Here is a 24,684-nt window from a genome sequence, read left to right as displayed (position 1 = left end):
CGACGCCGCCGCGCGAGCCACGTCCGGCGGTCAGGCACGAGGGCGGCAATAAGCAGGAGCTGCGCTACTACGGGCTCAATGCCGTGCAAGCGGTGTTCGCGCAACGTCCCGAAGCCATCCGCAAGCTCTATCTTTCCGAAGCGCGCATTCCGCAGCTGCAACCGCTGCTGTCCTGGTGCGTCAAGAACCGCATCGGCTATCGCGTGGTCGAGGAAACGGACCTGGGCAAGCTGGCCGCCAGTTCGCACCACGAGGGCGTGGTGGCCGATGTGCTGCGCGTCGAACCGTTGGCTCTGTCGACTTGGCTGCAAACCTTGCCGCAAGGTCCTGTCCTGGCACTGTGGCTGGACGGCGTGGGCAACCCGCACAACTTCGGCGCGATCCTGCGTTCGGCAGCGCATTTCGGCGTGGCTGCGATCCTGCAATCGCAGGATTCGACGCTTGCTGTTTCCGGCGCCGCCGCGCGGGTAGCCGAAGGCGGTGCGGAGCGAGTGCCCCTGGTGCGCATGCAGGATCGCCATGAGGCGCTGGCCGCGCTGCGTGCGGCCGGCTTCAAGCTGGCGGCCACGGTCGTGCGGGGCGGCGCCGATCTGTTCGCCGCCCAATTGCCGCAGCGACTTGTCTATGTAATGGGCGCGGAAGGCGAGGGCATGGACGACACTCTCGCCAGGGCCTGCGACTTGCAGCTGTCCATTCCCGGCACCGGTGCTGTGGAAAGCCTCAATGTCGCGGCGGCCACCGCGGTGTTTCTGGCGCAATGGCGGCGTTGACGTTGTAGAGCCGAGCTTGCTCGGCTGCTTTACCGTCCGAAGCACATTGCAACGAAAACTTGCAGGAACCAAAAAAGTCCGTCGTCATCCCAGCGAAAGCTGGGATCCATCTTGATCTTGCTTTGGCTCCTTGAAAGTCAAAAAGCAAAGTCAAAATGGATCCCAGCTTTCGCTGGGATGACGATAGAACGGTGATGCCTTACTCGTGGGAAGGCTCCGCGGCCTTCACCGCACTCCCAAAATCACCGTCCGCCTCCGCCGCCAAATAAGCAAACACCGCATAAGCCGCTACGTTCTGCGCCAACGCCTTCGGATCTATCTTGTCCAGCGTGTCGTCGGCGTTGTGGTGCAAATCGAAATAATCGCTGCCGTCCTGCGCCAACCAGGCCCAGGTAGCGCCTTTCTCCGCGATGGGGCCGATATCCGGGCCCGCGCCGCCCTTGTCCGGCGCGTATTCGATGCCCAGCGGCTTCAGCGCCTCGGCGATCTGGCGGGTCGCTGCCTTGGCGTGCTCCGGCGCACCGGTGTTGAAGGCATAGATGCGGCCTGCGCCGAAATCGCTCTCCGCGCCCAGCTGATGCTTGGCCGCATCCGCAGCATATTTGACCGCGTAGGCCTTGCCGCCATACAGCCCTTGTTCTTCGTTGGCGAAAGCGACCACGCGGATGGTGCGCTTGGGCGCCTGCTTCAGCTGGCCGATCAGGTGCCCGGCCGCCATGGTGATGGCCACGCCCGCGCCATCGTCGATCGCGCCGGTGCCCAGGTCCCACGAATCCAGGTGTCCGCCGATCAACACCACTTCCTGCGGCTTGCTGCGCCCGGTGATCTCGCCGATGACGTTGTACGAAGTCGCTTCTCCGTTCCAACCGCAATCCAGTGCGACGGACACGCGCACCGGACCCAGCGCCAGCAGCCGGGCCAGCTGGTTGGCGTCGGGAATGGCGAGCGCAGCCGATGGCACCGGAGTCAGTCCCTCATCGAAACGGGTGATGCCGGTGTGGGCGACGCGGTGGTGGTCGGTACCAGCCGAGCGCATCAGAAAGCCGATGGCGCCTTTGCGGATGGCCGCCGAAGGGCCCTTGGAACGGATCGCCCCGCCATTACGGTAGTCGCTGCCGTCGCGCGCCGACTGCATCTGGTAGTCGACGAAGGCGATCTTGCCGGCCAACGATCCTTCGGGCGCGGCTTCCAGCGCGGCCAGATCGCCGAAGCGGACCACCTCGGCCTGCAGTTTCCCGCCCGGGCTGCCGCCCAGCGCGGTGACCGTGAGCGGCTGCGTGTGCGTACCCAGAATCGCGGCGGTTTCGCTGCGGCGTTCCCATTTGGGGAAGGTCACCGCTTCGGTCCAGACCTTGTCGAAACCCAAGGCCTTGAACTTGGCCTGCGCCCAGGCCACTGCGCGCGCATCGGCTTCGCTGCCGGCCAGGCGCGGGCCCACTTCGGTGGTCAGCGATTCGACGGTCTTCCAGCCGGTGCCGTCGGCCAGTGCCTGCTCGCGCAAGGTCGCGGCCGTGGCCAGTGCGGATTCGGGAATGCGCGTTTCGCGTTCTGCGGCGGACGAGGTTGCTGAAATCAGGCTGATGGAAATGGAAAGGGCAAGCAGCAGGGGCACCAAGCGCATATCGTGGTCCGGAAAACCAAGGAAGCCGCGAGCTTAACAGCCCGCGGCTTCGGTGCACCGTGACGCAAGTTGGGTCGCTACTTTTTCAGCGAATCGCGGATCTCGCGCAGCAACAGCACGTCTTCGGGAGTCGCAGCGGGCGGCGCTTCCACCGGTTTGCGGACGCGGTTGTAGGCCTTCAGGATCAGGAAGATCACCAGCGCGATCAGCAGGAAATCGATCATGGTCTGGATGAAGGCGCCGTATCGGATCGCGACTTCGGCTACCTCTTTGCCCGCCGCGTCCACGGTCGCCGGGCTGAGTACGTATTTCCAGTCGCTGACGCTGACGCCGCCGGTCAGGAAGCCGATCACCGGCATGACGATGCCATCGACCATCGCGGTGACGATCTTGCCGAACGCCGCACCGATCACGACGGCCGTCGCAAGGTCCACGACGTTCCCGCGCGAAATGAATTCCTTGAATTCGCTGATCATGCCCATGGCTTCTCCTTGTGGATATAGGCGCCAACACGCCCGTGCGGGGGACTATAACGCGGCCGCCTTCACGCGGCGACGATGCGCCCGCGCAGTTCGGCGACGCCGTCCAGCGTAGCCACGAACGCGTCGCCCACCACCATCGGGCCGACCCCGGCCGGCGTGCCCATGAACACCAGGTCGCCCGCCTTCAGCGCGAACAATTTCGACAACTCGTGCAGGATGTCCGGCACGTCCCAGATCAGATCGGTCAAGGCGCCGTGCTGGCGCGTTTGGCCATTGATCTGCAGGTTAAGGCTGCGGGTTTCCAAAGCGGCGACTTCGCCGGCCGGCACCAGTTCGCTGATCGGCGCCGAATGATCGAAGCCCTTGCCGATATCCCAGGGCAGGCCCTTGGCCTTGGCCGCGCCTTGCAGATCGCGGCGGGTGAGGTCCAATCCCACGCCGTAAGCGAAGATCAGCGCGTCGGCGTCTTCGGCGGCCAGGACGCCCGCGGGCGCATCCTTGCCCAGCGCCACCACCAGTTCCACTTCGTGATGCAGATCCTGGGTGCCGGACGGATAGGGCACGTCGGCGCCGCCGGTCACCACGGCGTCGGCAGGCTTGAGGAAAAATACCGGCTGGCCACGCTCGGCTTTGGAAGCCGGCGCCACCGCGCCCATTTCACGGGCGTGATCGGCGAAATTGCGCCCCACGCAGTAGATGCGACGCACGGGAAAGGTGCCGCCGCCGCGGACGGGAACGCGCGCCTGCGCGGGCGTGGGGATAAGGTCGGTCATGAAGTTCGCGCCAAGGTTTTCGGACGCGACAGTTTAAGCGGAGCGCGTTGGGCGCGGAGCGTGCCGATCGCGGCACCTCAATGCGACAGCGGCAACACCGGTTTGCGGACCACGCGGAATTCGCCATCGACCACGTTCGCGTCGCGCACGGCGACGGGCTTGCCGCGCTGGCTCAACAGCTTCCAGGCTACGCCCGCCACGATCATCGCCGCGCCCACGAACACGCTGAAGAAGATCAGCAGACAAAGCAGGCCCAGCCCGACGATGCCGAACGCCAGGCGCAGCAAAGGATGGCGCGGCTTGCGCGGAGCGAAAGCGAAACGCAGGCGGGAGCTGTCGAAACGGAAACTCTTGGCGAACATCGGCGGTAGTCGTGACAGAATGCGGCGCAAGCCGGTGGCGCAGTATCGGATGACCGAAACATGACAGTGTGAGAACTTCGTTAAACCCATGCCTCTGATCGCACTGGATTCAATCGAGGACGGCGGATTCGCCGAAGTCGAAGCGTTGGTCGGCGGCGATGCCGAATCGCTGATCGTGCATCGTGTTGGTGCAAACGCGCGCGCGTGGCTTAACGTTTGTCCGCACGCGGGTCGGCGGCTGGACTGGGCGCCCGGTAAGTTCTTGAAAAGCAAGGAAGGACATCTGGTCTGCGCGGCGCACGGCGCTTCCTTCGAACTTGAACGCGGCGACTGCGTCGCTGGCCCCTGCCGTGGGGATTCCCTGCGTAGCGTCGCCGTGGAGGTGCGCGACGGTGAGGTGGTGTTGGGCGCGCCGCCCTTGTAGGTCGGGGTTACACCCCCGACACGCGTGGTGTCGGGGCTCTATGGCGCAAGCCGTAGGTCGGGGCTACGCCCCCGACGCGCGCGGTGCCGGGGGGCGTAGCCCCGACCCACCATCAGCGCGAGAGTTCGGTGTCGGGGGCATAGCCCCGACCTACCGTCAACCCACTTGCTACCAACGCCTGCAAGGTCGCTTCGAACGCGTGCTCCTTGACCAATACGTAATCGGTATCGAAAGTCGACAGCGCGAAGATGCCGATCTTCGCCTCGGCCAGCGGCTGCAATACCTGCAGCAGTATGCCCGTCTGGTCGAAGGCGAACGGTCCCTGCAGCATCAGGCAGCGCCAGCCGCGCTCGCATTGCACGGTTTCGGGTACCTGCGAATCGTGGCAGAGAATCGAGAGCTCATCGTCGGTCCAGGAAACCGTGGCGAACGGCCCCGGACGAAACCATTCCGGCAGCGCCGAACCGGCCGCCAGCCTGCACACCGCAAACGATCCGTCCACCGGTTTCAAACTCAACGGCATGCTCGATCAGCCTCCACGCGCACCCCACCAGAACATCAGATTGATCGTCAGCACCACCACGCAGGTGTAGATCAGCGACAGCGGGCCGCCGACGCGCCACAGCTGCCGGCTGGTGTAGTTGGCCGGTCCGGTGATCATCGAAATGACCGGGTTGGAGGCCGTCATCAGATTGTTGGAAGCCGACAGCGCCACGATCAGCGCGAACGCGGTGGGGTTGCCGCCCGCGGCCAGCGCCAGGTTGATCGCCAGCGGCACCATCACGATGGTCGCGCCGACATGGCTGATCACCAGCGAGAACGCCGTGGTCAATAGCGCGATCGCGATTTCCAGCATCCAGACCGGAATGCCTTCGGGCAGCCTTTCCACTGTATGCCCGGCCACCCACGCCGCCGCGCCGCTGCTGTCCATGGCCCAACCCAGCGGAATCAGGCCGGCCATCAGGAACACGGTCTTCCAGTTGATCGACGCGTAAGCCTCGTCCATGCGCAGCACGCCGGTGACCAGCATGCCGGCCACGCCGGTCATCAGGGTCAGGGAAACCGGCAGTTTCGACGTCAATGCGATCAGGATGGTGATGGCGAAGATGGTCATCGCGATCTTGAACTTGTGCGGACGCTGCTCGCCCTTGGGGTAGTCGGTCACCACCACGAAGTCGCGGCTTTCGGCGGCCACCGCCAGATCCTGCCAGATGCTGTGGAAGACCAGCAGATCGCCAGCGCGCAGGGCGACCTTGCGCACGTCCTCGCGCATGACCTTCTTGTCGCGGTTGATGGCCAGCAGGCTGATGCCCGATTGTTTGCGCAGACGCAGCTCGGCGGCGGTCTTGCCGATGTAGCGTGAAGTGGGCGGGATCACCGCTTCGGAAATGCCGGCGCGGCTGGGATTGAAAAGATCGCCGAAGTGGCGCAGCCGCGAGGACAGGCGCAGGAAATGGTTCTGCGCGAAATCGTGCACCGCCTGGCGCGCGCCCATCACGCCCAGCACGCTGCCCACCCAGATGCGCATGTCGGCCGGCGGCGAAAGGCGGGTGTCGCTGCCGGTCTGCAGGGCCAGCATGAGCGGTGCGTCATGCATCGCTTCGGCTTCGCCCAGCGACATGCCCACCAGCGGGCTTTCGGCGGTGACGGTCATTTCGAACACATCGCCCTCGATGCCGTAGGTGCTGGCGAAATAGCTTTCCGTGCGCGCCGGCGCCACGTTGGTTTCGGTTTCTTCGCGCAGCTTCTTGTCGCCGTAGAAACGGAAATACAGCAGGGAAGCGGCGATCAGGGCCACGCCGACCGGCAGCGGCGCGAACATGCGCAGCGGCTCCAGTGTGGCCATGCCCGAAGGCAGATTGTTGTTGGCCGACACCAGCAGGTCGTTGAGCAGGATCAGCGGCGAGTTGCCGACCATGGTCAGCGCACCACCCATCACGATGGCCGCGGCGATGGGCAGTAGCAGGCGCTGCAGCGACAGTCCGCTGCGCGAGGCCAGGCGCGAGGCGACCGGCAGGTACAGCGCCATCACCGAAGGGTTCTGCATGAAGGAAGAGTTGAGGCCGGCGATGCCGGTGGTCATCAGCAGCAACCGTTGCTCGATGCCGTGGCCGCGCCGCAGCAGCCATGAAGCGAGGCGGTTGAGCGCGCCGGTGCGGTCCAGGCCGGCACCCAGGATGGTGGTGGCGATGATGCTCATCACCGCGTTGCCGGAGAAGCCGCCGAACAGTTCTTCAGGCGCCACCAGCCCGGTCAGGCCCAGGATGACCAGCACGATCAGGGCGACCACATCGGCGCGGATGCGTTCGAACAGGAACATCGCCATGGTGAAGCCGACCAGCCCAAGCACGAGCTTCATGTCGTTGGTCAGCGTCAGGGCGGTGTCCATTACGGCCGGGATTCGGGATTAGGGATTCGGGATTCGCAAGAGCGCGCGTGCGGCGGGTGTGCATTGCTTGTCGCACCGGCAAGAAATTCAGGGTGGGCTTGGTTTGCGTTCAATCTCGAATCCCGAATCCCTAATCCCTGTCGTACACAAGATCCCACACCCCGTGACCGAGCTTCTGGCCGCGGGTCTCGAAATGGGTCTGCGGGCGCCAGTCCGGTCGCGGTACGTGCCCGCGCGGGCCGGCGCGGTTCTGCAGTCCTTCGGCGGCGTCCAGCACGTCCCACATCTGTTCGGCATAGTCCTGCCAGTCGGTGGCGGCATGCAAGCGGCCGCCCACGCGCAGGCGGGAAACCAGCAGGGCGGCGAATTCGGGCTGGATCAGGCGGCGCTTGTTGTGGCGCTTCTTGTGCCAGGGATCGGGGAAATAGATGCGTACTTCGTCCAGCGAAGCTTCCGCGACTTCGTTGCGCAACACTTCCACCGCATCGTGGTGGTACAGGCGCACGTGGGTCGCCGCGTCCGTGTCCAGCGCATTGAGCAGGCGGCCGACGCCGGGTGCGTGCACTTCGATGCCGATGTAGTCGCGCTCCGGGTCGCGGGCGGCGGCGAAGCGCAGCGCATCGCCATTGCCGAAGCCGATCTCCAGTACGCGCGGCGCCTGCCGCCCGAAGATCTGGTCGAAATCGCGCGGTGTGCCGGCGTAGTCCAACCCGAACCGCGGCCACAGTTCATCGAATGCGCGTTGCTGCGCCGGCGTGAAGCGGCCCTGGCGCAGCACGAAGCTGCGTACGGCGCGATGCCCGGTAGTGACCGTATAGGGTTTGGGAGGATTGGGCGCGGTGCCGGTCATCTCAGCCGATCAATCCGTCGACCGGTGAAGAAGCGCTGGCGTAGCGTTTGCGCGGGATGCGCCCGGCCAGAAACGCTTCGCGTCCGGCTTCGACCGCCTTTTTCATCGCGCCGGCCATCAGGATGGGGTCGCGCGCGCCGGCAATGGCGGTGTTCATCAGCACGCCGTCGCAGCCCAGTTCCATTGCGATGGCCGCGTCGGACGCGGTGCCCACGCCGGCATCGACCAGCACCGGTACTTTGGCGTTCTCGATGATTTCCAGCAGGTTGTACTTGTTCTGGATGCCCAGGCCCGAGCCGATCGGCGCGGCCAGCGGCATCACCGCCACGCAGCCGATTTCCTCCAGGCGCTTGGCCAGGATCGGATCGTCGCTGGTGTAGACCATCACCTGGAAACCGTCGGCCACCAATTGCTCGGCCGCCTTCAGCGTGCCGATCACGTCCGGAAACAGGGTGCGCTGGTCGCCCAGCACTTCCAGTTTGACCAGGGTATGGCCGTCCAGCAGCTCGCGCGCTAGCCGGCAGGTGCGCACGGCGTCTTCGGCGGTGTAGCAGCCGGCGGTGTTGGGCAGCAGGGTGTAGCGGTCAGGCGGCAGCACGTCGAGCAGGTTGGGCTCGTTGGGCGACTGGCCCAGGTTGGTGCGGCGGATCGCTACGGTGACGATCTCGGCGCCGGCGGCTTCCGTGGCGCGGCGGGTTTCGTCGAAATCCTTGAACTTGCCGGTGCCGGTGAGCAGGCGCGAACGATAGGTCTTGCCCGCGATGACGAGCGGGTCGTGAAGGCTGGGAGAATTCATCGAAAGATTATCGCCGATGTTGGCGGGTGCAGGGCGAGATTGTCGTCAGCTGCGCGCTGTCGGCTGCGTGCACCCCCTGCGACGAGACTACTCCAGTTGAATTCGCGGGAGCGGCGAATCCGTGGGAGCGGCGTCCCGCCGCGAGCTTCTGACTTTGCTCTACTAGTAGGAGCTCGCGGCGGGACGCCGCTCCCACTCCCACGCTCTGGCGCTCTACCCGCCTCCCAGCGCGTGCACGATCTCGATCCGGTCGCCTGCCTGCAGACGCTGCGAGGGGTGCAGTCCGCGGGGCACGATTTCGCCGTTCACTTCCACGGCTACCCGGCGTTCGGCCAGGCCTTCGGAGCGCAGCAGATCCGACAGGCTGCTGCCTGCCTCGATGGTCCTGTGCTGGCCGTTCAATTGGATTTCCATGCGCGCATTTTGCCGCAACGGCCGGTCTATGACGCAACGCAGCGTGAGCGACGGCGGGCGAAATGAAACCATGCGTGTCTGTACGCACCCGTACGTTCCGCCGTGCCCGCTGGGGTTGCGGATGAATTTGGCCTCCTGGAGAAACTAGATGCAGCCCTTCGCCCGTCCCGTCCGTTCCGTCCTTGCCGTGGCATTGGCCGTCGCCGCCTTGCCGGCACTCGCCCAGAACCATCCTTATTCGCAGACGGTGTTCATCGGCGACAGCCTCACCGATTCGGGCCATTTCCGCCCGGCGCTGATCCAGGCGGTGGGACCCAACGGAGCGCTGATCGGGCGCTTCACCACCAATCCGGGTCTGGTCTGGTCCGAGTACGTGGCCGACTTCTACGGGACCAGTGCGGTCAGCGACAACCAGGGCGGTACCAACTACGCCGTCGGCGGCGCCCGTAGCGGCACCAACACCAGCGGCGCGCTCGGCCCCATTCCTTCGCTGGCCACCCAGACCGCCAATTACCTGGCGAGCGCCGGCGGCCGCGCAGACCCCAATGCCCTCTACACCGTGTGGGGCGGGGCCAACGATCTGTTCGCCGTCGCGGGCGGCGCACCGGCCCAGGCCACCATCACCGCCGCGGTGACCGCGCAGGTGGGCGTGGTGGGGTCGCTGCAGACCGCCGGCGCCCGCTACATCCTGGTGCCTACCATTCCGGACCTGGGCGTGACTCCGCAGTTCCGTGCGGGCGGCGCTGCGCAACAGGCAGCCGGCACGCAGCTGTCCACGGCCTACAACACAGCCTTGTTCGGTGGCCTGTCGGCGGCGGGACTGCGAGTCATTCCACTCGACACCTTCCACCTGCTGCAGGAAATCGTCGCCAACCCGGCTCCCTACGGCATATCCAACGTCACCGGCACCGCGTGCAATCCCCAGATCACCGCTTCTTCGCTGACCTGCGGTCCGGCCAACTACGCCAGTGCCGATGCGCCCTATACCTATGCGTTCGCCGATGGCGTGCATCCTTCTTTGCGGGCGCACGAAATCCTCGCCGACTATGCGGTGTCCGTGCTTGAGGGCCCGCGCCAGATCGCGCTGCTGCCTTACACCGCTTCGGTGATCGGCCGCGCCCGCGCCGACCGCGTCGGCTTGCATGTCAACGGTAAGCCCGAAGCCGACGGCGTAAGCTGGTGGGGCGATCTGCGCGGCGATTCGCTGCGTTACGACCACGGCCATCTGTACGACGGCATCGGCCCGGCCGGCCTGTTCGGCGTGGACTGGGCACGCGGTTCCCTGGTGTTCGGCGCCTTCGGCGGTTACGGCCGCAGCGACTTCGATTTCGGCAGCCGCGCCGGCAGCTTCGACGAGTCCGACGCCACTTTGGGCGGCTTCGTCGGCTGGTATGGCGACCAGGCCTGGGTCAATGCGCAGCTCAGCTATACCTGGATCTCCTACGACGTGGACCGCACCGTGCAACTCGGCCCGGCCACGCGCACGCATAGCGGTTCGCCCGACGGCACCAACCTCAGCCTGGGCGTGCACGCCGGTTACGAATTCGGCCAGGACGTGTTCCGCCATGGTCCTGTGCTGAGCGTGCTGGCGCAGCGTATCGAACGCGATGGCTATGCTGAAAGCGATGCCAGTTCCACCGCACTGGCTTACCCGGACCAGGATTTCGATTCGCTGATCGGCAGCGCGGGCTGGCAGGTCAGCTACGCCATCAACGAGAACGTGCGCCCGTACGCGCGGCTGACTTACGACCGCGAATTCGAATCGCCCGACGAAGAGGCCTTCGCTTCGCTGCAGTCCATGCCGGGTCTGGCGCCTTATGCGGTGCCGGGCCTCAGCATGGATCGCGATTACGGCACGCTGACCTTCGGCGCGCGCAGCACGGTGTTCGGCCTGGCCGCCGACATCGGCCTGACCACTACGGTGGGACAGAAGGGCGGCACCAACGCAGGCGCGTTCGCGACGCTCAGCGGCAGCTTTTGATTCTTGATCCGACGCTGTCGATGCTCGGGCGCCCTGATCGGGCGCCCGTTTGCATGGGCGAGGCGCCGGAGCATAAACTCGCGGCCTTGCGGGTGTAGCTCAATGGTAGAGCTGTAGCTTCCCAAGCTACTGACGAGGGTTCGATTCCCTTCACCCGCTCCAGTTATTCGCAATAGAGCCGAGGCCACTCCGAGGGTTGGGCTTATCTGGCAGAGCCGGGACCATGTAGGGCGGGGTAATCGGTATAGCCGCGCTCACCACCCTGGTAAAAGGTAGAAGGATCCGGAGTGTTGAGTGGATCACCCTGACGGAATCGCTCGACCAAGTCAGGGTTGGCCAGAAAGCGGGTGCCAAAGGCGACCAAGTCTGCTCGCCCCGTCTCGATCGCGATTTCCGCGCGCTCGGCATCAAACCCGCCGTTCGCGATGTAGCTGCCACCAAAGCGACGCTTGAGCTCTTCGAAATCAAACGGCACCTCGCCCAGCTCCACCACGTGCAAATAGGCCAGGCCATATTGGCTAAGCACGTCCGCGGCGTGGCCGAACGTGGTTTGCGGTGTGCTGTCGCTCATGGAGAAGATATTGAGCGCTGGGGCCAGACGAACGCCCACACGATCAGCGCCGAACACCGGAATGACGGCCTCAACGATTTCTTTGAGGAAGCGGACGCGGTTCTCAACCGATCCGCCATAGGCATCGGTTCGGGTATTGGATCCATCGCGCAGGAACTGATCGATCAGATAGCCATTGGCACCGTGGAGCTCCACGCCGTCAAAACCTGCGGCCTTTGCGTTTTCGGCGCCTTGACGGAAATCCTCAATGACCCCTGGGATTTCGCCCAACTCCAACGCGCGGGGCACAACATAGGGCTGGGGCCCTTCAACGGTATAAATCTGTCCGTCCGCTTTGATTGCAGAAGGGGCCACCGGCAGCTGGCCATTGGGCTGCATGGACGGGTGAGACAAGCGCCCTACATGCCAAAGCTGCAAGAAGATGCGTCCGCCGGCAGCGTGCACGGCATCCGTTGTGGTCTTCCAGCCTGCAATTTGCTCCCTGGTGAAGATACCCGGAGTGCCTGGATAGCCTTTGCCTTGGGCAGAGATTTGCGAACCTTCGGAAATAATGAGCCCAGCGTCGGCACGCTGTTGGTAGTAACGAGCGGTCAACTCATTGGCCGCGTCGCCCACGCCTGCACGGCTGCGGGTCATCGGCGCCATGATCATCCGATTGGGTAGCTTCCATGGACCCAATTGGAAGGAAGACAGGAGTTGCTTGCGCGAGGGAATAGTCATTTGAAATTCTCTTTGAATTGGGGGGGATTTGAAAACGTGATTTAGCGGAGCCTGCCTTCACTGCGTAGCACTTCGCCGATCCGGCGGATCTCCGCTTCGCCTTGTGCCAGCGTTTCTTTGCTCGTGTGCACCGAGTAATAGCCGGTGACAAGTTCATGCGGATGCTTGGCGGCAGAGCCCAGCATGAAGATCGTGTCGCCATGCGCCACGACGTCGATTGCTTGGCCCGACTCATCGAAGATTGCCAATTCACCGGTGTCCACCAAACCACCGGCATCGACCATGCCTACGCCCACCGAAATCCAAGCGACGTCGTGGCTGGCCGGTGGCGTGTAGCGCCATTGCTCTCCATCTTTGAGCTCGACCACCAGGTAGTTCATGTTCCCGGGCGCTGGGATGGCACTCTGGGCTTGGCCGTATTTGCCAACCAACACGCGCGCCGGGCCGTCTTGCGGAATGTCCGAAGGCGCCAAATAGATGCTCTCGGCCGGCGCGTTTTCCTCGAAGGCCGGCAAGGCCACCCAGAGTTGAAAGCCCAAGCCCGGTTTAGCGGCAACGGGCACGCCCGTATGCCACACACCATTGCCCGCACGCATCCATTCAAAGCCACCACAAGGCAGGACACCTTGTTTGCCCGTGGTGTCTTCGTAGGTGGTCTCGCCTTGGATCAGGTAGGTGAGGGTTGCAATACCCGAATGCGGGTGCATGCCAAAGGCCGGTCCACCGGAGGGCGGGATCTTGAAAAAGTCCAGAAACACAAAGGGCTTGAGATATTCGCCCAAGTCGCCCGGGCTCACCAAGCGGGTAATCGGGCCGTGTGTGCTGCCGCGGGTGCGGTGGGCGATAGCGCGCACTTGGCTTGCCGCCGCCGCGGGCGCGTCTATCTCTAGACGCCCTGCAGACGAGATTGAAGATTGCAGGCTCATGGGAGTGTCCTCTTAGAACGCGCTGACGAGAGATTGGCGAACCGGACGCAACCGCCAGGCCACGAACGCCGAGAGCAGGCCCAAGACCAGCGCTGGCACCGGGCTGCCTCCAATAAGAAAGAGATGGGTGATGACTGCGCCAACCATCGTGGCGCTGAGCAGCAAACCGCCCCAGAAGCCCTTGGAGGGGATCAGGACCAGCACGGCGCCCATGACCTCGATAGCGCCGGTGACGTAGCGGAACCATTGGCCAAAGCCGATGGCATCGAAGATCTGGATCATCTGCGGCACGCCGGCCAGCTTGGCAGCGCCGGCCGCGCCGAAGGCCAGGGCAATGAGGATGCGAACGCCCCAGAGGATGCGGCGCTGGGCGGTGGACAGGGTGGTTGAAGTGGTCATGGTCAGAGCTCCTAAGGGTTTGGTGGGATGGGTTGAATGGCGCCTTGCGATGCCATGGAGGTAAGACTAGGATTGCCCCCATTGCGCCGGTAGTAGGCGCAATCGGATTAAACCCATCCATTTTTGTAAGGAATAGGGCAGATGCTGGATCTCAATGACGTAGCCCTGTTCGTCCAGGTCGCGCGAAGCGGCAGCTTTGCCGAGGCGGCGCGGCGCTTGGATATGCCCTCCAATACGGTCAGCCGCCGCGTCCAGCAGCTGGAGGAGCAGGTGGGGACGCGACTGCTACAGCGCTCTACGCGCAAGCTCACCTTGACCAGTGCAGGAGAGGCCTTCCACGAGCGGTGTGCGAGCTCTGTGGATGGGCTTATCGATGCCGGCCAGGAGCTGATGAGTGACACCAATGAAGCCAGCGGATTGGTCCGCGTGGCCGCGCCGGCCGACTTCTTCGACTTTTTCCAGATGGCGTGGCTAGCAAAGTTCCTCACCCAACATCCGCGCGTGCGCTTTGACTTTGTGCTCAGTGATGCAAGCACCGACCTGATCGCAGAGCGGATTGACGTAGCGTTTCGCGGCGGACCATTGCGGGACTCGGGCTATGTAGGCAGGCAGCTTCTTAGCGCGGGCAGCAATGGTCTGGTCGCTAGTCCTGCCTACCTGGAAATGCATGGGATGCCCGAACAGTTGGCTGATCTGGCTCACCATCACTGCATCGGTTTTGCCCATGCCGGGGGCTATGTAAAGTGGCGCCTTAAGGGACCGGATGGGCTTGAAGAAGAAGTGCGAGTCCAAGCCCGTATGAGTGCCAACACCGCCATATCGTTGCGAAAGGCGACCGCAGCGGGGCTGGGCATTGCCCTGCTGCCAAGCACCTTCGCCAGGATGGATCTGCGTGCCGGCCTGCTGGTGCCGGTGCTACCGCATTACACATGCGAAGGGCACGGCCTGAATGTGCTGTATCCCAGCCGACGCCACCTGCCTATGGCGGTGTCGGCTTTTATCGACTTGGTAATGGAGAACATCGTCGAGATAGGCGCCTCACCGGCCGTGGTGGAGTTCGGGAGAGCGAAATAAATCAACCGTTTATGCGCTTCATTGGAGAGCGCACTCGGTAGTCGTGTCCAACTCTCCGAATTCCTTCATCTCCATGTTGTGATAGCCACGCAGTCAGACACATTTGGACCTCGCTGGGATCATCCTTGATCCCGTAAGGCAGCGGATTATCGATATCCGAGGATGGGCACCAGTTTCTGGCCATTGGGGCTGGTCCAGTCGACCGCCAGTTCGGACACAATCATGTCAACCGTGGTGATGATGGCGCCTGCCTTTTCCATGCGTCGCAGGGCTAGGTCGTCGCCATACTTGGTGTATGACGCCGAGGCGTCCGCCGACACCTGCACCTCGTAGCCTTCTTCGAGCATCTGCAGCACGGGAAAGGTGATGCAGATCTCCGTGGTAACGCCGGCGACGAACAGCTTCTTGCGACCAAGAGCCTTCACCGCCTTGTTAAAACCTTCGTGGTGCATCGCATTGACGATGCCGGGCCGCTTGACGCGGTTGGCGAATACCTGCGGCAGGATCTCCTGCAGCTCGGAGATGATCGGCCCCTGCACCATGTCCTCCATGCTCGAGGTAATCACCGTAGGGATCTCAAGCGCCGCGGCGATGCGGGCAAGCTTCAGGGCATTGGCCTTAACCAGGTTGATGTCGTGCGAGTGGGTCCAGGCCATGGTGCCGACCTGATGGTCGATGAGAATCATGGCGGAGTTCTCAGGAGTAAAGACTGCTTTGTGCATAGTGCTTCTTCTCTTGGTTGTGGATAGGATGAAAGACGGACTAACTCAACGCATCTACGTAGGGATAGCGAAGCGGGCCGGAGCGCAGGTCGGGGGGAGAGACGACAACCTGCCGCGAGCCGTCCTGGAACTGTCCAAGTTCGTTTCCTGTGATGCCTTGGAACTGGACTTGCAATACGCGAGGCGCCGACCATTCACCGTTGGCGCCAAAGGTGATGTTTCCCATGACCGTGTTGAAAGTGGCCTGCCGCGCGTAGGCGGCGAGCTTGGCGTCATCCAAGCTGCCCGTGGCCTCCACCGCCTGGGTTAGAACCTGCAGCTGTGCATAGGCCAAGGGGGCCGTGTAGTGGCCAAGTAGATCCACGCCAGCCTCAGCAGCCTGTGCCTGGTAGTTCGCCAGGAACACATGCACGCCGGGAAACTTCATGGTGGGAACCGGCGCCCAGTAGTCATAGTTCACAACGCCGTTGAGCAACGGGCCTAGCGTGGTCTTTATCGCCGTGTTCTGCGGGCCAATCATTGCAGCGCCCACCATCTTGGGGCGGAAGGTGTGAGCGCGCAGCGCCCGCACCAAGCCCATTGAGTCTTCAAGATAGGAACATAGGAAGAGCAAGTCGCATTCGCTGCGAGCAATGGCCTCGATGACAGGGCTGAAGTCTGTTGTCGATAGGGGATAGGTGGCCTCGTGAACGATCTGAAACCCATACTTGGCGGCGTTGTCTTTTGCGCCCAGGATCGGATTGCGGGAGAACACTGCATCAGCGGAGAGGAGCGCTACGGTGGTAGGGCGGGGCTGTTGCTCGGAGGCCAGTGCGAAGAAGCCCTCGGTGAGCGCAGCGCTCGGATCGGGCCCGGTAGGGATCATCGCGAAATAGTTCGGGTAGCCCAGGGTAGTGTTAACGCCCAAGCCTTGAAGTCCTACAAAGAAACGCTGACGCTCCATGATCAGAGGCATTGCCGGCAGCAAGCTATTGGTTCCGTAGCCGCCGATCACCAGATCGACCTTGTCCTCATCTATGAGATGTCTATACAAGTCAGCGACCTTTGATGCATCGGCTTGGTCGTCATAGCAGATCAGTTCGACGGGCCGGCCCAAGAGGCCGCCCCGACGATTTACATCCTGCTGCCAAATGCGATGAGCAAGCCGGGCAGACTGTGTGTTTCCCGCCACTGGGCCTGTCAGCGACAGACAGTAGCCAATGCGAATAGGCGTGGTGGCGGTGGACACGCTTAGTGGCCCGATCCCGCGGCGGTGCCAAGAAGTTGGAGCTCCCAGGCCAAGGCAACCGCACCGCCGCCCCCATGCTCGAGCACGATGCCGGCTACGCCCGCCGCAGTGTCCAGGCGGGCCCAGTCGCGCTGCCATTCGCCCAGGACCGCCGTGGTGGTAATGGGGACGCAACCGGCCTGCACCATCCGGCGCACTGCCATGTCGTGCGCTTCAGCTGACACGCCGCCAGACGCATCCGTGACCACGAATACGTCATAGCCTTCCTCCAGCGCCTGGATGGCCGGCATGGCCAGACAGATCTCGGTGTAGAGCCCTGCCATCACCAGTTGCTTGCGGCCACTTTTCTTGACGATGTCGGTGACGCGTGGATCTTCCCAGGTATTGATGAAGGTCCGATCAATGGGCTTTTGTTCCGGGAATACCTCTTGGAGCCCTTTGATGATGTGCCCGCCACGATCCTCGACGACTGTCGTCAGCACCGTAGGCACATCGAACACCTTTGCCGTCTTGGCCAAAGCCACCACGTTGTTGATGATTAAGGTGGGCTCATGGCTGTGCAGATTGGCGAACTGGAAGGGCTGATGGTCAATCAGCACGAGAATGCTATCGGCCGGACGAAGTAATGCGTTAAGGCCAATCTTGGCGGAGCGGGCAGTGGTGGGCATTGAAAACTCCTTGGTAGGAATCGCGGATAGTTCAGGGGGAGGGTGGGTCAAGGAAAACAAAGAGGGAGTGGATGCGCCCCTGTCGGAAATGGACGACATCCATGCCCGTCACGGCCGGTGGTTGCCCTGGCGGACCCGCACTCCATCTCAAACGGCCGATACCGTGGTGGCCGATCGCGGGGCCCAAGGGGGCGAAAGAAAATTCGGGCGGGAGGCTGCTAAGCAATTCGGTGACGGCCTGACTGATCGCGGCACGTCCCCTGACCGAGGAGTGCGGCTCATTGAGCACTGCGTCCTCGGCATACAACTCGCCGATCACTTTGAGTCGACGCTCGGCATCTCGCTCGCCAAACACACTCGTCAGGTTGGCCTGCATCAACGCGTCATAGTTGATAGCCGCGCCGGTTTCTGAAATCGCCGTCTCATTGGTCGTCGCTTGCACCGAGGCTTCGTCGGGCGAGAACATAGCCACCCCGGATTTGCTGCCCTTCGGTAGAATCTCGTCTTGCAGAACGTCCCAATGCTCGGCGAGCTTGCCGTTCTCCACCCGGAAGATGTCGACCACCACTTGTGGATTGGGAGACCAGCCCTTGATGCGTCCATGGATCGCTACATAGGCTCCTTCGGCAATGATCAGGCCAGGCTCGTAGAACACGCCAGCCGGCAGCTGCGCAACCAGTTTGGCCAGTGCCTCGCGTCCTTGTGCAATGCCGGGATTGTGCTGGATATAGTCCGGGGTATACAGCCGTTCGACAGCGAGAGGATCTTTGCGCTGGAACAGCGTGGTCATAGCTTCGAGCACTAAGGCTCGATTGGCAGCGGTATCGATGCTCATGGAAACTTCTCCGAGTCAATGACGTGAATGGGCGCTTGCATGCGCAAGAAGGTTCCGTCCGGTAGCGTGGCGTGGGAGTAGATCACCGACGCAGCGAAGTCTTCGAGATGCACGACGGTCGCACCGCCCGCTTCTACCCAACTGACAAGGAAGAGACCAGGGCGGATTACGCTTGACGTAATCTTGACGGTCTCGGTGCGGGCGTAAGGTCCCTCTGCGATATCGAATCGCAGCTCACTATCAGAAAGGGTCGTCAGCCTGACTGAAAAGGCTTCGAAGGCCACATCAAAGCTGATACCAATCGGATACTCAGTCGCCTTGCCAATGGCTTCACCCACCGATGAATCGGATGCGCTCATGAAGATCCTTTTGGGGTTGGAGAAGCCGAAAAGGAGAAGGTGAGAGCGCATCCAATCCGCTCCACATGCCTATCCGGTAAAGCCAATATGATTGGCGAACAGGCAGAACACACTGTTCAAATTTGCGATTGCCCGTCTGTTTTTGCGTTGCGTCCTGCGGTTTCAGCCGAACACCCGCGGGCAAAGACCAGGCATCGAATACCGAACGGCGACTGTCTAATTAAGCTCTGTAATAGCGCTTACTCAGCCGGCGCAGGTTGTGCCTTGACGGGGCAGGCCGCCCCCCATTCAAGAAGAGAATTGAGTGTCGGGCACATCGCAAGACCCCACGCGGTGAGCGTGTATTCCACCTTCGGTGGCACCTCGGGATAGATGGTTCTATGCACTATCCCATCGCGTTCAAGCTCTCGCAGTTGCTGGATCAACATCTTCTGCGACACCTCGGGAATTGATCGATCGAGTTCGGAGAAACGCAGCACGCCTTGTCCAAACAGGTTAAAGACAATCAACAATTTCCATCTGCCTTCGATCAGTTGAATTGCCGCTCTGGCGCCGGCCGCCGCCATGGCGGGTGTGACATCTTCGAGCTTACCTGTAGGTGAGTAACTCACTTTTTTGTGTGTTCTAGACATGGCCCTAGCATAGACATATTTTGACTTGGATCAATGCAGATAGGACAAAAGACATGGCACTTAACCTTCCCCCCGCGGTTTACGAATACTTTTCCGCTGCCAACACCAATGACGCGGATCGCATCGCGGCTTGTTTTGCAACTGATGCCAAGGTCAACGATGAGAAGCGGGACTTCGTAGGCCGCGATGAGATCCGCCGATGGGCGAGTGATAGTCGCAAGAAATACAGCTTCCAGTCCGAACCGTTCGAGGTAGAGGGCCCAAGCCAGGCGCCAGTGGTGCGCGCACATGTGACAGGCGACTTTCCGGGCAATCCGGTCGATCTGACCTACCGGTTTACGCTAGTCAAAGATGAGATCGCGACGCTATCCATCGGTTGACCTAACTATTCGAACAGACAAGAGCCTCTGAGCTACGGAGGCAATGAAAGCCAGTTTGCAACACAAACCAAGATTGACATGATTGAAGAAAACGTAGGGAAACATATTCTCGTCACCGGCGGAACCAAGAGCATGGGCACTGCAGTAGTCAAGCGACTGCGAAGCGCCGGGGCTATGGTTTTCACAACCGCACGTTCCAAACCGGATGATCTGCAGGATGAGGAAGATTTCATCGCTGCCGACCTGGCCACCATGGCTGGAATAGAAACCGTTGCCGAAGCGGCGACGAGGCGATTGGGCAAGATCGATGCGATCGTCCATGTGGTAGGCGCGTCTACCACTCCTGCTGGTGGATTCGTGGCGGCTTCCCATCAAGACTGGGAAGATGCGTTTGCGGTCAATCTTTATCCGGCCGTCGGACTTGATCGCCTCTTGGTCCCAGCCATGATTGAGCGAGGTTCGGGCGTTGTCTTGCACATCACCTCCATACAACGCGCACTGCCGCTCCATGATGCGACCTTGCCCTACGCATCTGCCAAGGCCGCGCTCAGCACTTACAGCAAGGGTCTGTCGAAAGAGTTGGGACCCAAGGGCATACGGGTGGTTAGCGTTGCACCTGGCTTCGTTCGGACTGAATCAGCGGAAGGGCTGATCATGCGGATCGCCGCGACCTTGGGCGGCGATCGTGATGCGGCGCTGAAACAACTCATGGATTCACTGGGTGGGATCCCGCTTGGGCGCCCGGCAGAGCCGGAGGAGGTGGCTGAGCTGGTGTCCTTCCTCATCTCTGATCGCGCATCTTCGATCACAGGCACTGAGTTTGTGATCGATGGTGGCACTATTCCAACCACCTGAGAAACAAGTGGTCGGAATACTAGTTTTTCTTGGCCTTTCGCCAGGCCGCTGGGGTCGTTCCGACAATCTTTCGGAACGTTTTCCCAAAGTGCACCGCGTCAGCAAAGCCTAGGGCTTCAGCGACCTGTTCGAGCGTGGCTCGCGTGTCCAGGAGCAGCGATTGTGACCGCTTGATGCGCGCTTCAAGCTGCCATTGATAAGGTGCCAATCCAGTCGATGCTTTGAACGCCCGGCTGAAGTGCCATTGGGATAATCCTGACAAAGCCGCCAAGTCTGCGAGCGCCACGTGATCTGGCAGGCTTTGCTCCAGGTATTCCAGGACGCGCCGCAGCTGCCACGGCGCCAACTTCCCAGCCTCGGGTCCAACCTCCTTGGTTGCCATCACTAGGCGCGCGACAATAGCCGCGGTCAAACCGTCTCCGTAAAGACGCGCTGTCGGATCTTCGGATCCGACAGCATCGGCCAGCAGCTTGACCAGCCCCCAAAGCGGATCGTTGGAGAAGCGCAATCTAGGGGTATTCAGGCAGTCCAGCTGGACACCAAAGCGCTCTTCCAAGCGAGGTATGTCGAAGATCAGGGTAACGTCCTTGGCATACCGAATGTCCGCACAATACCCCCACAACTCCATGCCAGCGGGCGCCATATACAGGTGTCGGGGAGTGTAGCCCGTAGCACAGGGCAGGTGCTCGCGGTAGCGTGGTTCGCAGGGAGAATTGCTAACTTCCTCGAGCAGGACATTCAAACGAGTTTGGTCCTCATAGCAAAGCGGGTGGAGAACACGCCCCGCGCAGTGGGCCTCGGTGATGTCAACGCCAATGTCGTTCCATCTGCCCTGCCGGACCGAGAACGACAGTATGTTGTCGGGGAGGGGAACCAGTCGCTCTTGTCGAGTCATCATCTTCCATCTCTTCTCGGCATGCCCTACTTGGACATGCGTCTACCGGCCACCGTCGCCGCGAGGGCGCCAGGTGGTATACATTTGTGCCCTGAATTAAGGTAGTCCTGCTAGGCAGGGTGCGCAAGTAGGCACATCTCTGTAACCGGAGCCTTACCATGTCCATCCAGTTTCCTGACCCGAACGACCCCGAGTGCCGCGTCATCAGTTCGGTATTAGCCCGTGTGGGGGACAAATGGAGCATCCTGATCGTGGTGCTGCTGGCGCAAGGGTCCAAGCGCTTTAGCGACATCAAGCGATCTGTAGGCGGCATTTCACAACGCATGCTCACCCTGACGCTACGAGGCTTAGAACGAGACGGGCTGGTGAATAGGAAGGAGGTTTCTACTCTCCCGCTGCGCGTCGACTACAAGCTCACGCCGCTTGGGCACTCCTTAGGGGAGGCCGTCGAACCTCTTGCCACGTGGGCGCAAAACCATCTGCGTCAGATCTCCAAAGCACGCGATAAATTCGACGCGCGGGCGGACCAGTAGATCGCAATGGATGGCCATGGTTTCCAAGCCATAACACCGGCGCCTCAGCTCGCCAAGGTTGCTTATGCTGGATCGTAGTTTCGCAGCATTTCTGTTTGACATGGATGGAACCCTCTTAGACAGCATTACCGTGGCCAATCGCATCTGGACCCGGTGGGCCATCAGCCATGCATTGGATCCTGCCGAGGTGCTGGCCGCCATGCACGGGGTGCAGGTCGTCCAGACGATGCGGCGATTTGCACCTGTTGGGACGGATATCGATCGCGAAGCGCTTGCCCTGACACAAGCAGAAGTAGACGATGTTGAGGGCATCGTGGAAATTGCGGGTGCTCGCCGCTTTCTCGACTCACTGCCATCTCAGCGATGGGCCATCGTGACCTCCGCACCGCGCCGCCTGGCGATTGCTCGGCTTAATGCCGTAGGACTACCGCTGCCCGAAGTGCTAATCACTGCCGAAGATGTTGAGCTTGGTAAGCCGGCACCTGATTGCTATATCGCCGCGGCCCAGGCCCTGGGTGTAGAGATTTCAGACTGCCTGGTCTGGGAGGACGCGCCCGCCGGTATTCAGGCAGCAGAGGCCGCTGGCGCCACCGTGGTGATCGTGGCGGCCACTCATTCCAAACCTATCCAAAGCGACCATTTTCTGATCCAAAGCTATGAGGGCTTGTGCGCTGGTACAGAGACAGACGGTCAACTCAGCTTGGCAGGGCTGGCTTTTGCGGTCCGCTGCTGACGGGAATTCCCCGTCCCGCAGCTGTTAACTTTTGCTGTCGACAGTCCAATCCTGCGCTTCCGATGCGCCACATCGTTCCATCTGGTCTATCGGTTGGTCATCATGCCGCCTCACGAAGATATTTCTCCGTGTTAATCCATTCTTGTGGAGCGCCAATGTCAACTGCAGCAAGAGCAGCCGTGTTGCGTCAAGCCGGTGGGATATTTGAGATTAGCGACATAACCGTCGAAGATCCGCGTGAGAACGAGGTGCTCGTCCGCTTGGCTGCCACTGGTATTTGCGCGACCGACTCGCACGTTGTGCACCGGAAATTTCCCACGCCATTGCCCGTGGTGCTGGGACACGAAGGGGCCGGCGTGGTGGAGCGTGTGGGGAGCGCGGTCTCCGGCCTTGTTGTTGGGGACCATGTGGTGCTCTCGTATCATTCCTGCGGTGTCTGCAAGCCATGTCTTTCTGCCCATGCCGCCTACTGTGAGCGCATGTGGGACGCGAACTTTGCCGGGGCACGCCTAGACGGATCCAGTGCGATTAGCCTCCCTCATGGGGGTGCTCTGCATGGCCACTTCTTCGGTCAATCGTCTTTCTCGACCTTTGCACTCACGCATCAGCGCAACACCATCAAGATTCCCAAAGACGTCCCGTTAGAACTGATGGGGCCCTTGGGATGCGGTTTTCAAACCGGCGCAGGCGCAGTGCTCAAGGCACTTGAAGTGAAACCGGGCTCGGTGTTTGCCGTCTTTGGTGTAGGTGCAGTTGGGCTTGCAGCGGTAATGGCGGCCGCTGCCACCGGCGTGGGCGCAATCATTGCGGTAGATGTGGACCCGGCCAGGCTGGATGTGGCGAAGTCATTGGGTGCAACTCATGTGATCAATGCCAAAGACAGTGCGGATCTCGTGGCAGACCTGCGCGCTGTTTCTGCCAGGGGCGTTGATTACGTTCTAGATACCAGCGGGCGTAAAGAAAATCTTGAAGCCGGGGTAGGTGCACTGGCTGCGTTGGGGACTTTCGGTTTCGTTGCCTTTGTCAAAGGCGCTGGCGCAGTGATAGATGCTTCGCAACTGGCATTGGGTCAGTCGCTGAAAGGAATTATCCAAGGAGATGCCATCTCCCCATTATTCATCAAGGAGCTCATCGAGCTCTACCGCGCCGGCAAGTTTCCCATAGATCGATTGGTATCGTTCTACGAATTTTCCGATATCAATGAAGCGTTCGCCGACGTGACTGCGGGTAGGGCAGTGAAAGCCGTCCTGCGCTTCGATCAAGGACCACCTAAGGTCCTCTAGCGGCCGCACTGTCCTATTTCAGGGCTGGTCGCCTTACCGCTTTGCGTGGTGATTCAGGCCGAAATCCGCTGCCCTGTAGCTCACGGCTTTCAGCAAGGGTAGGATGTGGGTATCACTTCTAGTATCAATTGCCAGACGGGCCTTGGGGCCAGCACCCTTGCTTGATGGGCGGGGGGGAGGGTTCGATTCCCTTCACCCGCTCCAGTATTCGGATCCGGTCGTGATTTGCGCGACCCGCTTCAACGGGAAGCTTTCCTGCTCCTGGCCCCGGGCCGCTTGGCCGCCGCTTCGCCTTGCGCGCGCTGGGCTATCGTTTCTTCACCATGCAGCGTCATCAACGATTCCATCAGCTGCTCGTCCGAGCTTGAGCACACGCCCAGTAGAAGCACTTCGTCGCAGCCTTCGGCGGCAATGTAGGCGTGGCCCATATTGGAATCGATATATACCGATTGGCCGGCTTCCAGAACGATGGGATCGTAGAACTCGGTATGCACTTCCATCCGTCCCTCGAGGACGTGGATGTATTCCTCGCCGGAGTGGTGCACGAGTTCGCCGAATTCCTCGATGGTCTTGGCGCGCACGCGGGTCAGCACCGGGATCATGCGCTTGCGGCGCAGCTCCGGGCACAAGTAGTAATAGTCGTAGTTGGGCGTGTTGACGCGGATCGCGTCCTCGATGCGGCCGATGCTGCGGCGTGCGGTCACCGCCGGCTCGGGCGCATCGTCCTGCTCTGCGAACAGTTCGGACATGCGCAGGTTCAAGCGCTGGCTGAGCTGGAGCAGCTTGTCGTAGGTAAGAGTAAGGCGGTCGTGTTCCACCTTGGAAAGGGTGGACAGCGGAATGCCAGAATGCTGGCTCATCTGCTTGAGCGTCCAGCCCTTGCGCGCGCGCAGCGAGCGCAGCAGGCCGCCGATGGTGGGGTGTTGCGATGTCATCCTTGCCTGGTCTCCCGAGTGATATGCCCAACAATGGATGTCCTGGGCAGGATCATCATCGCCTCAGTAGGCGC

At 61.7% G+C, this 24,684-nt stretch carries 28 protein-coding genes, 1 tRNA gene and 1 pseudogene; 10 read left to right on the top strand and 20 right to left on the bottom strand.

All coding sequences use genetic code 11. The annotated features are described in order from the left end of the window. Positions 1 to 44: 44 nt before the first annotated feature. Positions 45 to 770: pseudogene (locus BLR66_RS07995) on the top strand (TrmH family RNA methyltransferase); the annotation flags it as partial. A gap of 199 nt (positions 771 to 969) precedes the next feature. On the opposite strand, the gene BLR66_RS07990 reads toward BLR66_RS07995, so the two are convergent. The 4 genes from BLR66_RS07990 to BLR66_RS07975 form a co-directional block, all read right to left on the bottom strand. After that, entirely contained in the window at positions 970 to 2,391 is a 1,422-nt protein-coding gene (locus tag BLR66_RS07990; protein ID WP_093282884.1) for a M28 family peptidase, read from the bottom strand. A 77-nt stretch (positions 2,392 to 2,468) separates the two neighbouring features. Further along, the gene (mscL, locus tag BLR66_RS07985; protein WP_093282880.1) at positions 2,469 to 2,873 is read right to left on the bottom strand and encodes a large-conductance mechanosensitive channel protein MscL; all 405 of its coding nucleotides are present in this window, start codon (positions 2,871 to 2,873) and stop codon (positions 2,469 to 2,471) included. A 62-nt stretch (positions 2,874 to 2,935) separates the two neighbouring features. Further along, positions 2,936 to 3,646, bottom strand: coding sequence for a fumarylacetoacetate hydrolase family protein (locus tag BLR66_RS07980; RefSeq protein WP_093282875.1), 711 nt, complete (start codon positions 3,644 to 3,646; stop codon positions 2,936 to 2,938). A 77-nt stretch (positions 3,647 to 3,723) separates the two neighbouring features. Beyond that, a complete protein-coding gene (locus tag BLR66_RS07975; protein ID WP_093282869.1) occupies positions 3,724 to 4,008 on the bottom strand; it encodes a hypothetical protein in 285 nt (94 codons plus the stop codon). 88 nt (positions 4,009 to 4,096) lie between these two features. On the opposite strand from BLR66_RS07975, the gene BLR66_RS07970 reads away from it, so the two are divergent. Continuing rightward, positions 4,097 to 4,432 carry a Rieske (2Fe-2S) protein gene (locus tag BLR66_RS07970; RefSeq protein WP_093282865.1) on the top strand — a complete coding sequence of 112 codons (336 nt, stop codon included), beginning with the start codon at positions 4,097 to 4,099 and terminating at the stop codon, positions 4,430 to 4,432. Positions 4,433 to 4,544: 112 nt separating this feature from the next. Here the strand turns inward: BLR66_RS07970 and BLR66_RS07965 are convergent, their stop codons facing one another. The 5 genes from BLR66_RS07965 to thiS form a co-directional block, all read right to left on the bottom strand. After that, positions 4,545 to 4,955: an ACT domain-containing protein gene (locus BLR66_RS07965; RefSeq protein ID WP_093282860.1), complete on the bottom strand. Its 411-nt coding sequence runs from the start codon at positions 4,953 to 4,955 to the stop codon at positions 4,545 to 4,547. 6 nt (positions 4,956 to 4,961) lie between these two features. Next, positions 4,962 to 6,821: an SLC13 family permease gene (locus BLR66_RS07960; protein WP_093282855.1), complete on the bottom strand. Its 1,860-nt coding sequence runs from the start codon at positions 6,819 to 6,821 to the stop codon at positions 4,962 to 4,964. Between the two features lie 130 nt (positions 6,822 to 6,951). Next, complete coding sequence (gene trmB / locus BLR66_RS07955; RefSeq protein ID WP_093282850.1) at positions 6,952 to 7,671, bottom strand: tRNA (guanosine(46)-N7)-methyltransferase TrmB; 720 nt, start codon at positions 7,669 to 7,671, stop codon at positions 6,952 to 6,954. Position 7,672: 1 nt separating this feature from the next. Beyond that, a complete protein-coding gene (locus BLR66_RS07950; protein WP_093282841.1) occupies positions 7,673 to 8,467 on the bottom strand; it encodes a thiazole synthase in 795 nt (264 codons plus the stop codon). A 213-nt stretch (positions 8,468 to 8,680) separates the two neighbouring features. Then, positions 8,681 to 8,881: a sulfur carrier protein ThiS gene (gene thiS / locus BLR66_RS07945; protein ID WP_093282836.1), complete on the bottom strand. Its 201-nt coding sequence runs from the start codon at positions 8,879 to 8,881 to the stop codon at positions 8,681 to 8,683. A gap of 148 nt (positions 8,882 to 9,029) precedes the next feature. On the opposite strand from thiS, the gene BLR66_RS07940 reads away from it, so the two are divergent. Both BLR66_RS07940 and BLR66_RS07935 read left to right on the top strand, forming a co-directional pair. Then, on the top strand, positions 9,030 to 10,862 hold the full coding sequence (locus BLR66_RS07940) for an autotransporter domain-containing protein (protein ID WP_093282831.1): 1,833 nt from the start codon (positions 9,030 to 9,032) through the stop codon (positions 10,860 to 10,862). 88 nt (positions 10,863 to 10,950) lie between these two features. Continuing rightward, positions 10,951 to 11,024, top strand: a tRNA-Gly gene (locus BLR66_RS07935). Between the two features lie 40 nt (positions 11,025 to 11,064). On the opposite strand, the gene BLR66_RS07930 is transcribed toward BLR66_RS07935, so the two are convergent. Genes BLR66_RS07930 through BLR66_RS07920 form a run of 3 tightly spaced genes read right to left on the bottom strand, consistent with a single transcriptional unit; the run spans position 11,065 to position 13,478 of the window. Continuing rightward, the gene (locus BLR66_RS07930) at positions 11,065 to 12,153 is read right to left on the bottom strand and encodes an alkene reductase (RefSeq protein WP_093282826.1); all 1,089 of its coding nucleotides are present in this window, start codon (positions 12,151 to 12,153) and stop codon (positions 11,065 to 11,067) included. 41 nt (positions 12,154 to 12,194) lie between these two features. Then, positions 12,195 to 13,079, bottom strand: a complete 885-nt coding sequence (locus tag BLR66_RS07925) for a pirin family protein (RefSeq protein WP_093282821.1) — start codon at positions 13,077 to 13,079, stop codon at positions 12,195 to 12,197. A 12-nt stretch (positions 13,080 to 13,091) separates the two neighbouring features. Next, positions 13,092 to 13,478, bottom strand: a complete 387-nt coding sequence (locus tag BLR66_RS07920; RefSeq protein ID WP_093282816.1) for a DoxX family protein — start codon at positions 13,476 to 13,478, stop codon at positions 13,092 to 13,094. 141 nt (positions 13,479 to 13,619) lie between these two features. Between BLR66_RS07920 and BLR66_RS07915 the strand changes: the two genes are divergently transcribed. Continuing rightward, positions 13,620 to 14,552: a LysR family transcriptional regulator gene (locus BLR66_RS07915; RefSeq protein WP_093282812.1), complete on the top strand. Its 933-nt coding sequence runs from the start codon at positions 13,620 to 13,622 to the stop codon at positions 14,550 to 14,552. Positions 14,553 to 14,698: 146 nt separating this feature from the next. On the opposite strand, the gene BLR66_RS07910 is transcribed toward BLR66_RS07915, so the two are convergent. The 6 genes from BLR66_RS07910 to BLR66_RS07885 form a co-directional block, all read right to left on the bottom strand. Then, positions 14,699 to 15,238 carry an isochorismatase family protein gene (locus BLR66_RS07910; protein ID WP_218119605.1) on the bottom strand — a complete coding sequence of 180 codons (540 nt, stop codon included), beginning with the start codon at positions 15,236 to 15,238 and terminating at the stop codon, positions 14,699 to 14,701. A gap of 76 nt (positions 15,239 to 15,314) precedes the next feature. Beyond that, positions 15,315 to 16,502: an amino acid ABC transporter substrate-binding protein gene (locus BLR66_RS07905; protein WP_093282803.1), complete on the bottom strand. Its 1,188-nt coding sequence runs from the start codon at positions 16,500 to 16,502 to the stop codon at positions 15,315 to 15,317. Positions 16,503 to 16,504: 2 nt separating this feature from the next. Then, the gene (locus BLR66_RS07900; RefSeq protein ID WP_093282798.1) at positions 16,505 to 17,170 is read right to left on the bottom strand and encodes a hydrolase; all 666 of its coding nucleotides are present in this window, start codon (positions 17,168 to 17,170) and stop codon (positions 16,505 to 16,507) included. A gap of 31 nt (positions 17,171 to 17,201) precedes the next feature. Continuing rightward, positions 17,202 to 18,005 (bottom strand): nuclear transport factor 2 family protein, encoded by an 804-nt coding sequence (locus BLR66_RS19305; protein ID WP_218119604.1) that lies wholly within the window; start codon positions 18,003 to 18,005, stop codon positions 17,202 to 17,204. Beyond that, the gene (locus tag BLR66_RS07890) at positions 18,002 to 18,364 is read right to left on the bottom strand and encodes a MoaF-related domain-containing protein (protein ID WP_143014582.1); all 363 of its coding nucleotides are present in this window, start codon (positions 18,362 to 18,364) and stop codon (positions 18,002 to 18,004) included. Before BLR66_RS07890 ends, BLR66_RS19305 begins: the two co-directional genes overlap by 4 nt. A gap of 239 nt (positions 18,365 to 18,603) precedes the next feature. Further along, positions 18,604 to 18,930 carry a winged helix-turn-helix transcriptional regulator gene (locus BLR66_RS07885; RefSeq protein ID WP_218119616.1) on the bottom strand — a complete coding sequence of 109 codons (327 nt, stop codon included), beginning with the start codon at positions 18,928 to 18,930 and terminating at the stop codon, positions 18,604 to 18,606. Between the two features lie 119 nt (positions 18,931 to 19,049). On the opposite strand from BLR66_RS07885, the gene BLR66_RS07880 reads away from it, so the two are divergent. Further along, positions 19,050 to 19,376 (top strand): YybH family protein, encoded by a 327-nt coding sequence (locus BLR66_RS07880; RefSeq protein WP_093282785.1) that lies wholly within the window; start codon positions 19,050 to 19,052, stop codon positions 19,374 to 19,376. Positions 19,377 to 19,454: 78 nt separating this feature from the next. Next, on the top strand, positions 19,455 to 20,231 hold the full coding sequence (locus BLR66_RS07875; protein ID WP_093282779.1) for an SDR family oxidoreductase: 777 nt from the start codon (positions 19,455 to 19,457) through the stop codon (positions 20,229 to 20,231). A 19-nt stretch (positions 20,232 to 20,250) separates the two neighbouring features. Here the strand turns inward: BLR66_RS07875 and BLR66_RS07870 are convergent, their stop codons facing one another. Continuing rightward, entirely contained in the window at positions 20,251 to 21,129 is an 879-nt protein-coding gene (locus BLR66_RS07870) for a helix-turn-helix domain-containing protein (protein ID WP_093282774.1), read from the bottom strand. Positions 21,130 to 21,284: 155 nt separating this feature from the next. Here BLR66_RS07870 and BLR66_RS07865 point away from each other — a divergent pair, with 155 nt between their 5' ends. From BLR66_RS07865 to BLR66_RS07855, 3 genes are all read left to right on the top strand, one after another. Continuing rightward, the gene (locus BLR66_RS07865) at positions 21,285 to 21,659 is read left to right on the top strand and encodes a winged helix-turn-helix transcriptional regulator (protein WP_093282769.1); all 375 of its coding nucleotides are present in this window, start codon (positions 21,285 to 21,287) and stop codon (positions 21,657 to 21,659) included. 64 nt (positions 21,660 to 21,723) lie between these two features. Beyond that, complete coding sequence (locus BLR66_RS07860; protein ID WP_093282764.1) at positions 21,724 to 22,392, top strand: HAD family hydrolase; 669 nt, start codon at positions 21,724 to 21,726, stop codon at positions 22,390 to 22,392. A gap of 155 nt (positions 22,393 to 22,547) precedes the next feature. After that, positions 22,548 to 23,675, top strand: a complete 1,128-nt coding sequence (locus BLR66_RS07855) for an NAD(P)-dependent alcohol dehydrogenase (protein WP_093282760.1) — start codon at positions 22,548 to 22,550, stop codon at positions 23,673 to 23,675. 239 nt (positions 23,676 to 23,914) lie between these two features. On the opposite strand, the gene BLR66_RS07850 is transcribed toward BLR66_RS07855, so the two are convergent. Next, positions 23,915 to 24,610, bottom strand: a complete 696-nt coding sequence (locus BLR66_RS07850; RefSeq protein ID WP_093282757.1) for a helix-turn-helix domain-containing protein — start codon at positions 24,608 to 24,610, stop codon at positions 23,915 to 23,917. Positions 24,611 to 24,684: the final 74 nt, after the last annotated feature.

This window comes from Pseudoxanthomonas sp. CF125, from assembly GCF_900104085.1.
Taxonomy (GTDB): domain Bacteria; phylum Pseudomonadota; class Gammaproteobacteria; order Xanthomonadales; family Xanthomonadaceae; genus Pseudoxanthomonas_A.
Note: the sequence above shows the minus strand (reverse complement) of the source record. Positions and strands in the feature narration are given on the sequence as shown.

Coding starts and splice junctions, on each gene's coding strand:
- mscL (WP_093282880.1), bottom strand. CDS start 2,873: ATGGGCATGATCAGCGAATTCAAGGAATTCATTTCGCGCGGGAACGTC.
- BLR66_RS07915 (WP_093282812.1), top strand. CDS start 13,620: ATGCTGGATCTCAATGACGTAGCCCTGTTCGTCCAGGTCGCGCGAAGC.
- BLR66_RS07880 (WP_093282785.1), top strand. CDS start 19,050: ATGGCACTTAACCTTCCCCCCGCGGTTTACGAATACTTTTCCGCTGCC.
- BLR66_RS07920 (WP_093282816.1), bottom strand. CDS start 13,478: ATGACCACTTCAACCACCCTGTCCACCGCCCAGCGCCGCATCCTCTGG.
- BLR66_RS07960 (WP_093282855.1), bottom strand. CDS start 6,821: ATGGACACCGCCCTGACGCTGACCAACGACATGAAGCTCGTGCTTGGG.
- thiS (WP_093282836.1), bottom strand. CDS start 8,881: ATGGAAATCCAATTGAACGGCCAGCACAGGACCATCGAGGCAGGCAGC.
- BLR66_RS07885 (WP_218119616.1), bottom strand. CDS start 18,930: ATGGCGGCGGCCGGCGCCAGAGCGGCAATTCAACTGATCGAAGGCAGA.
- BLR66_RS07875 (WP_093282779.1), top strand. CDS start 19,455: ATGATTGAAGAAAACGTAGGGAAACATATTCTCGTCACCGGCGGAACC.
- BLR66_RS07930 (WP_093282826.1), bottom strand. CDS start 12,153: ATGACTATTCCCTCGCGCAAGCAACTCCTGTCTTCCTTCCAATTGGGT.
- BLR66_RS07910 (WP_218119605.1), bottom strand. CDS start 15,238: ATGATTCTCATCGACCATCAGGTCGGCACCATGGCCTGGACCCACTCG.
- BLR66_RS07965 (WP_093282860.1), bottom strand. CDS start 4,955: ATGCCGTTGAGTTTGAAACCGGTGGACGGATCGTTTGCGGTGTGCAGG.
- BLR66_RS07950 (WP_093282841.1), bottom strand. CDS start 8,467: ATGAATTCTCCCAGCCTTCACGACCCGCTCGTCATCGCGGGCAAGACC.
- BLR66_RS07890 (WP_143014582.1), bottom strand. CDS start 18,364: ATGAGCGCATCCGATTCATCGGTGGGTGAAGCCATTGGCAAGGCGACT.
- BLR66_RS07865 (WP_093282769.1), top strand. CDS start 21,285: ATGTCCATCCAGTTTCCTGACCCGAACGACCCCGAGTGCCGCGTCATC.
- trmB (WP_093282850.1), bottom strand. CDS start 7,671: ATGACCGGCACCGCGCCCAATCCTCCCAAACCCTATACGGTCACTACC.
- BLR66_RS07860 (WP_093282764.1), top strand. CDS start 21,724: ATGCTGGATCGTAGTTTCGCAGCATTTCTGTTTGACATGGATGGAACC.
- BLR66_RS07850 (WP_093282757.1), bottom strand. CDS start 24,610: ATGACATCGCAACACCCCACCATCGGCGGCCTGCTGCGCTCGCTGCGC.
- BLR66_RS07970 (WP_093282865.1), top strand. CDS start 4,097: ATGCCTCTGATCGCACTGGATTCAATCGAGGACGGCGGATTCGCCGAA.
- BLR66_RS07855 (WP_093282760.1), top strand. CDS start 22,548: ATGTCAACTGCAGCAAGAGCAGCCGTGTTGCGTCAAGCCGGTGGGATA.
- BLR66_RS07990 (WP_093282884.1), bottom strand. CDS start 2,391: ATGCGCTTGGTGCCCCTGCTGCTTGCCCTTTCCATTTCCATCAGCCTG.
- BLR66_RS07870 (WP_093282774.1), bottom strand. CDS start 21,129: ATGATGACTCGACAAGAGCGACTGGTTCCCCTCCCCGACAACATACTG.
- BLR66_RS07975 (WP_093282869.1), bottom strand. CDS start 4,008: ATGTTCGCCAAGAGTTTCCGTTTCGACAGCTCCCGCCTGCGTTTCGCT.
- BLR66_RS07940 (WP_093282831.1), top strand. CDS start 9,030: ATGCAGCCCTTCGCCCGTCCCGTCCGTTCCGTCCTTGCCGTGGCATTG.
- BLR66_RS07900 (WP_093282798.1), bottom strand. CDS start 17,170: ATGCCCACCACTGCCCGCTCCGCCAAGATTGGCCTTAACGCATTACTT.
- BLR66_RS07980 (WP_093282875.1), bottom strand. CDS start 3,646: ATGACCGACCTTATCCCCACGCCCGCGCAGGCGCGCGTTCCCGTCCGC.
- BLR66_RS07925 (WP_093282821.1), bottom strand. CDS start 13,079: ATGAGCCTGCAATCTTCAATCTCGTCTGCAGGGCGTCTAGAGATAGAC.
- BLR66_RS19305 (WP_218119604.1), bottom strand. CDS start 18,005: ATGAGCATCGATACCGCTGCCAATCGAGCCTTAGTGCTCGAAGCTATG.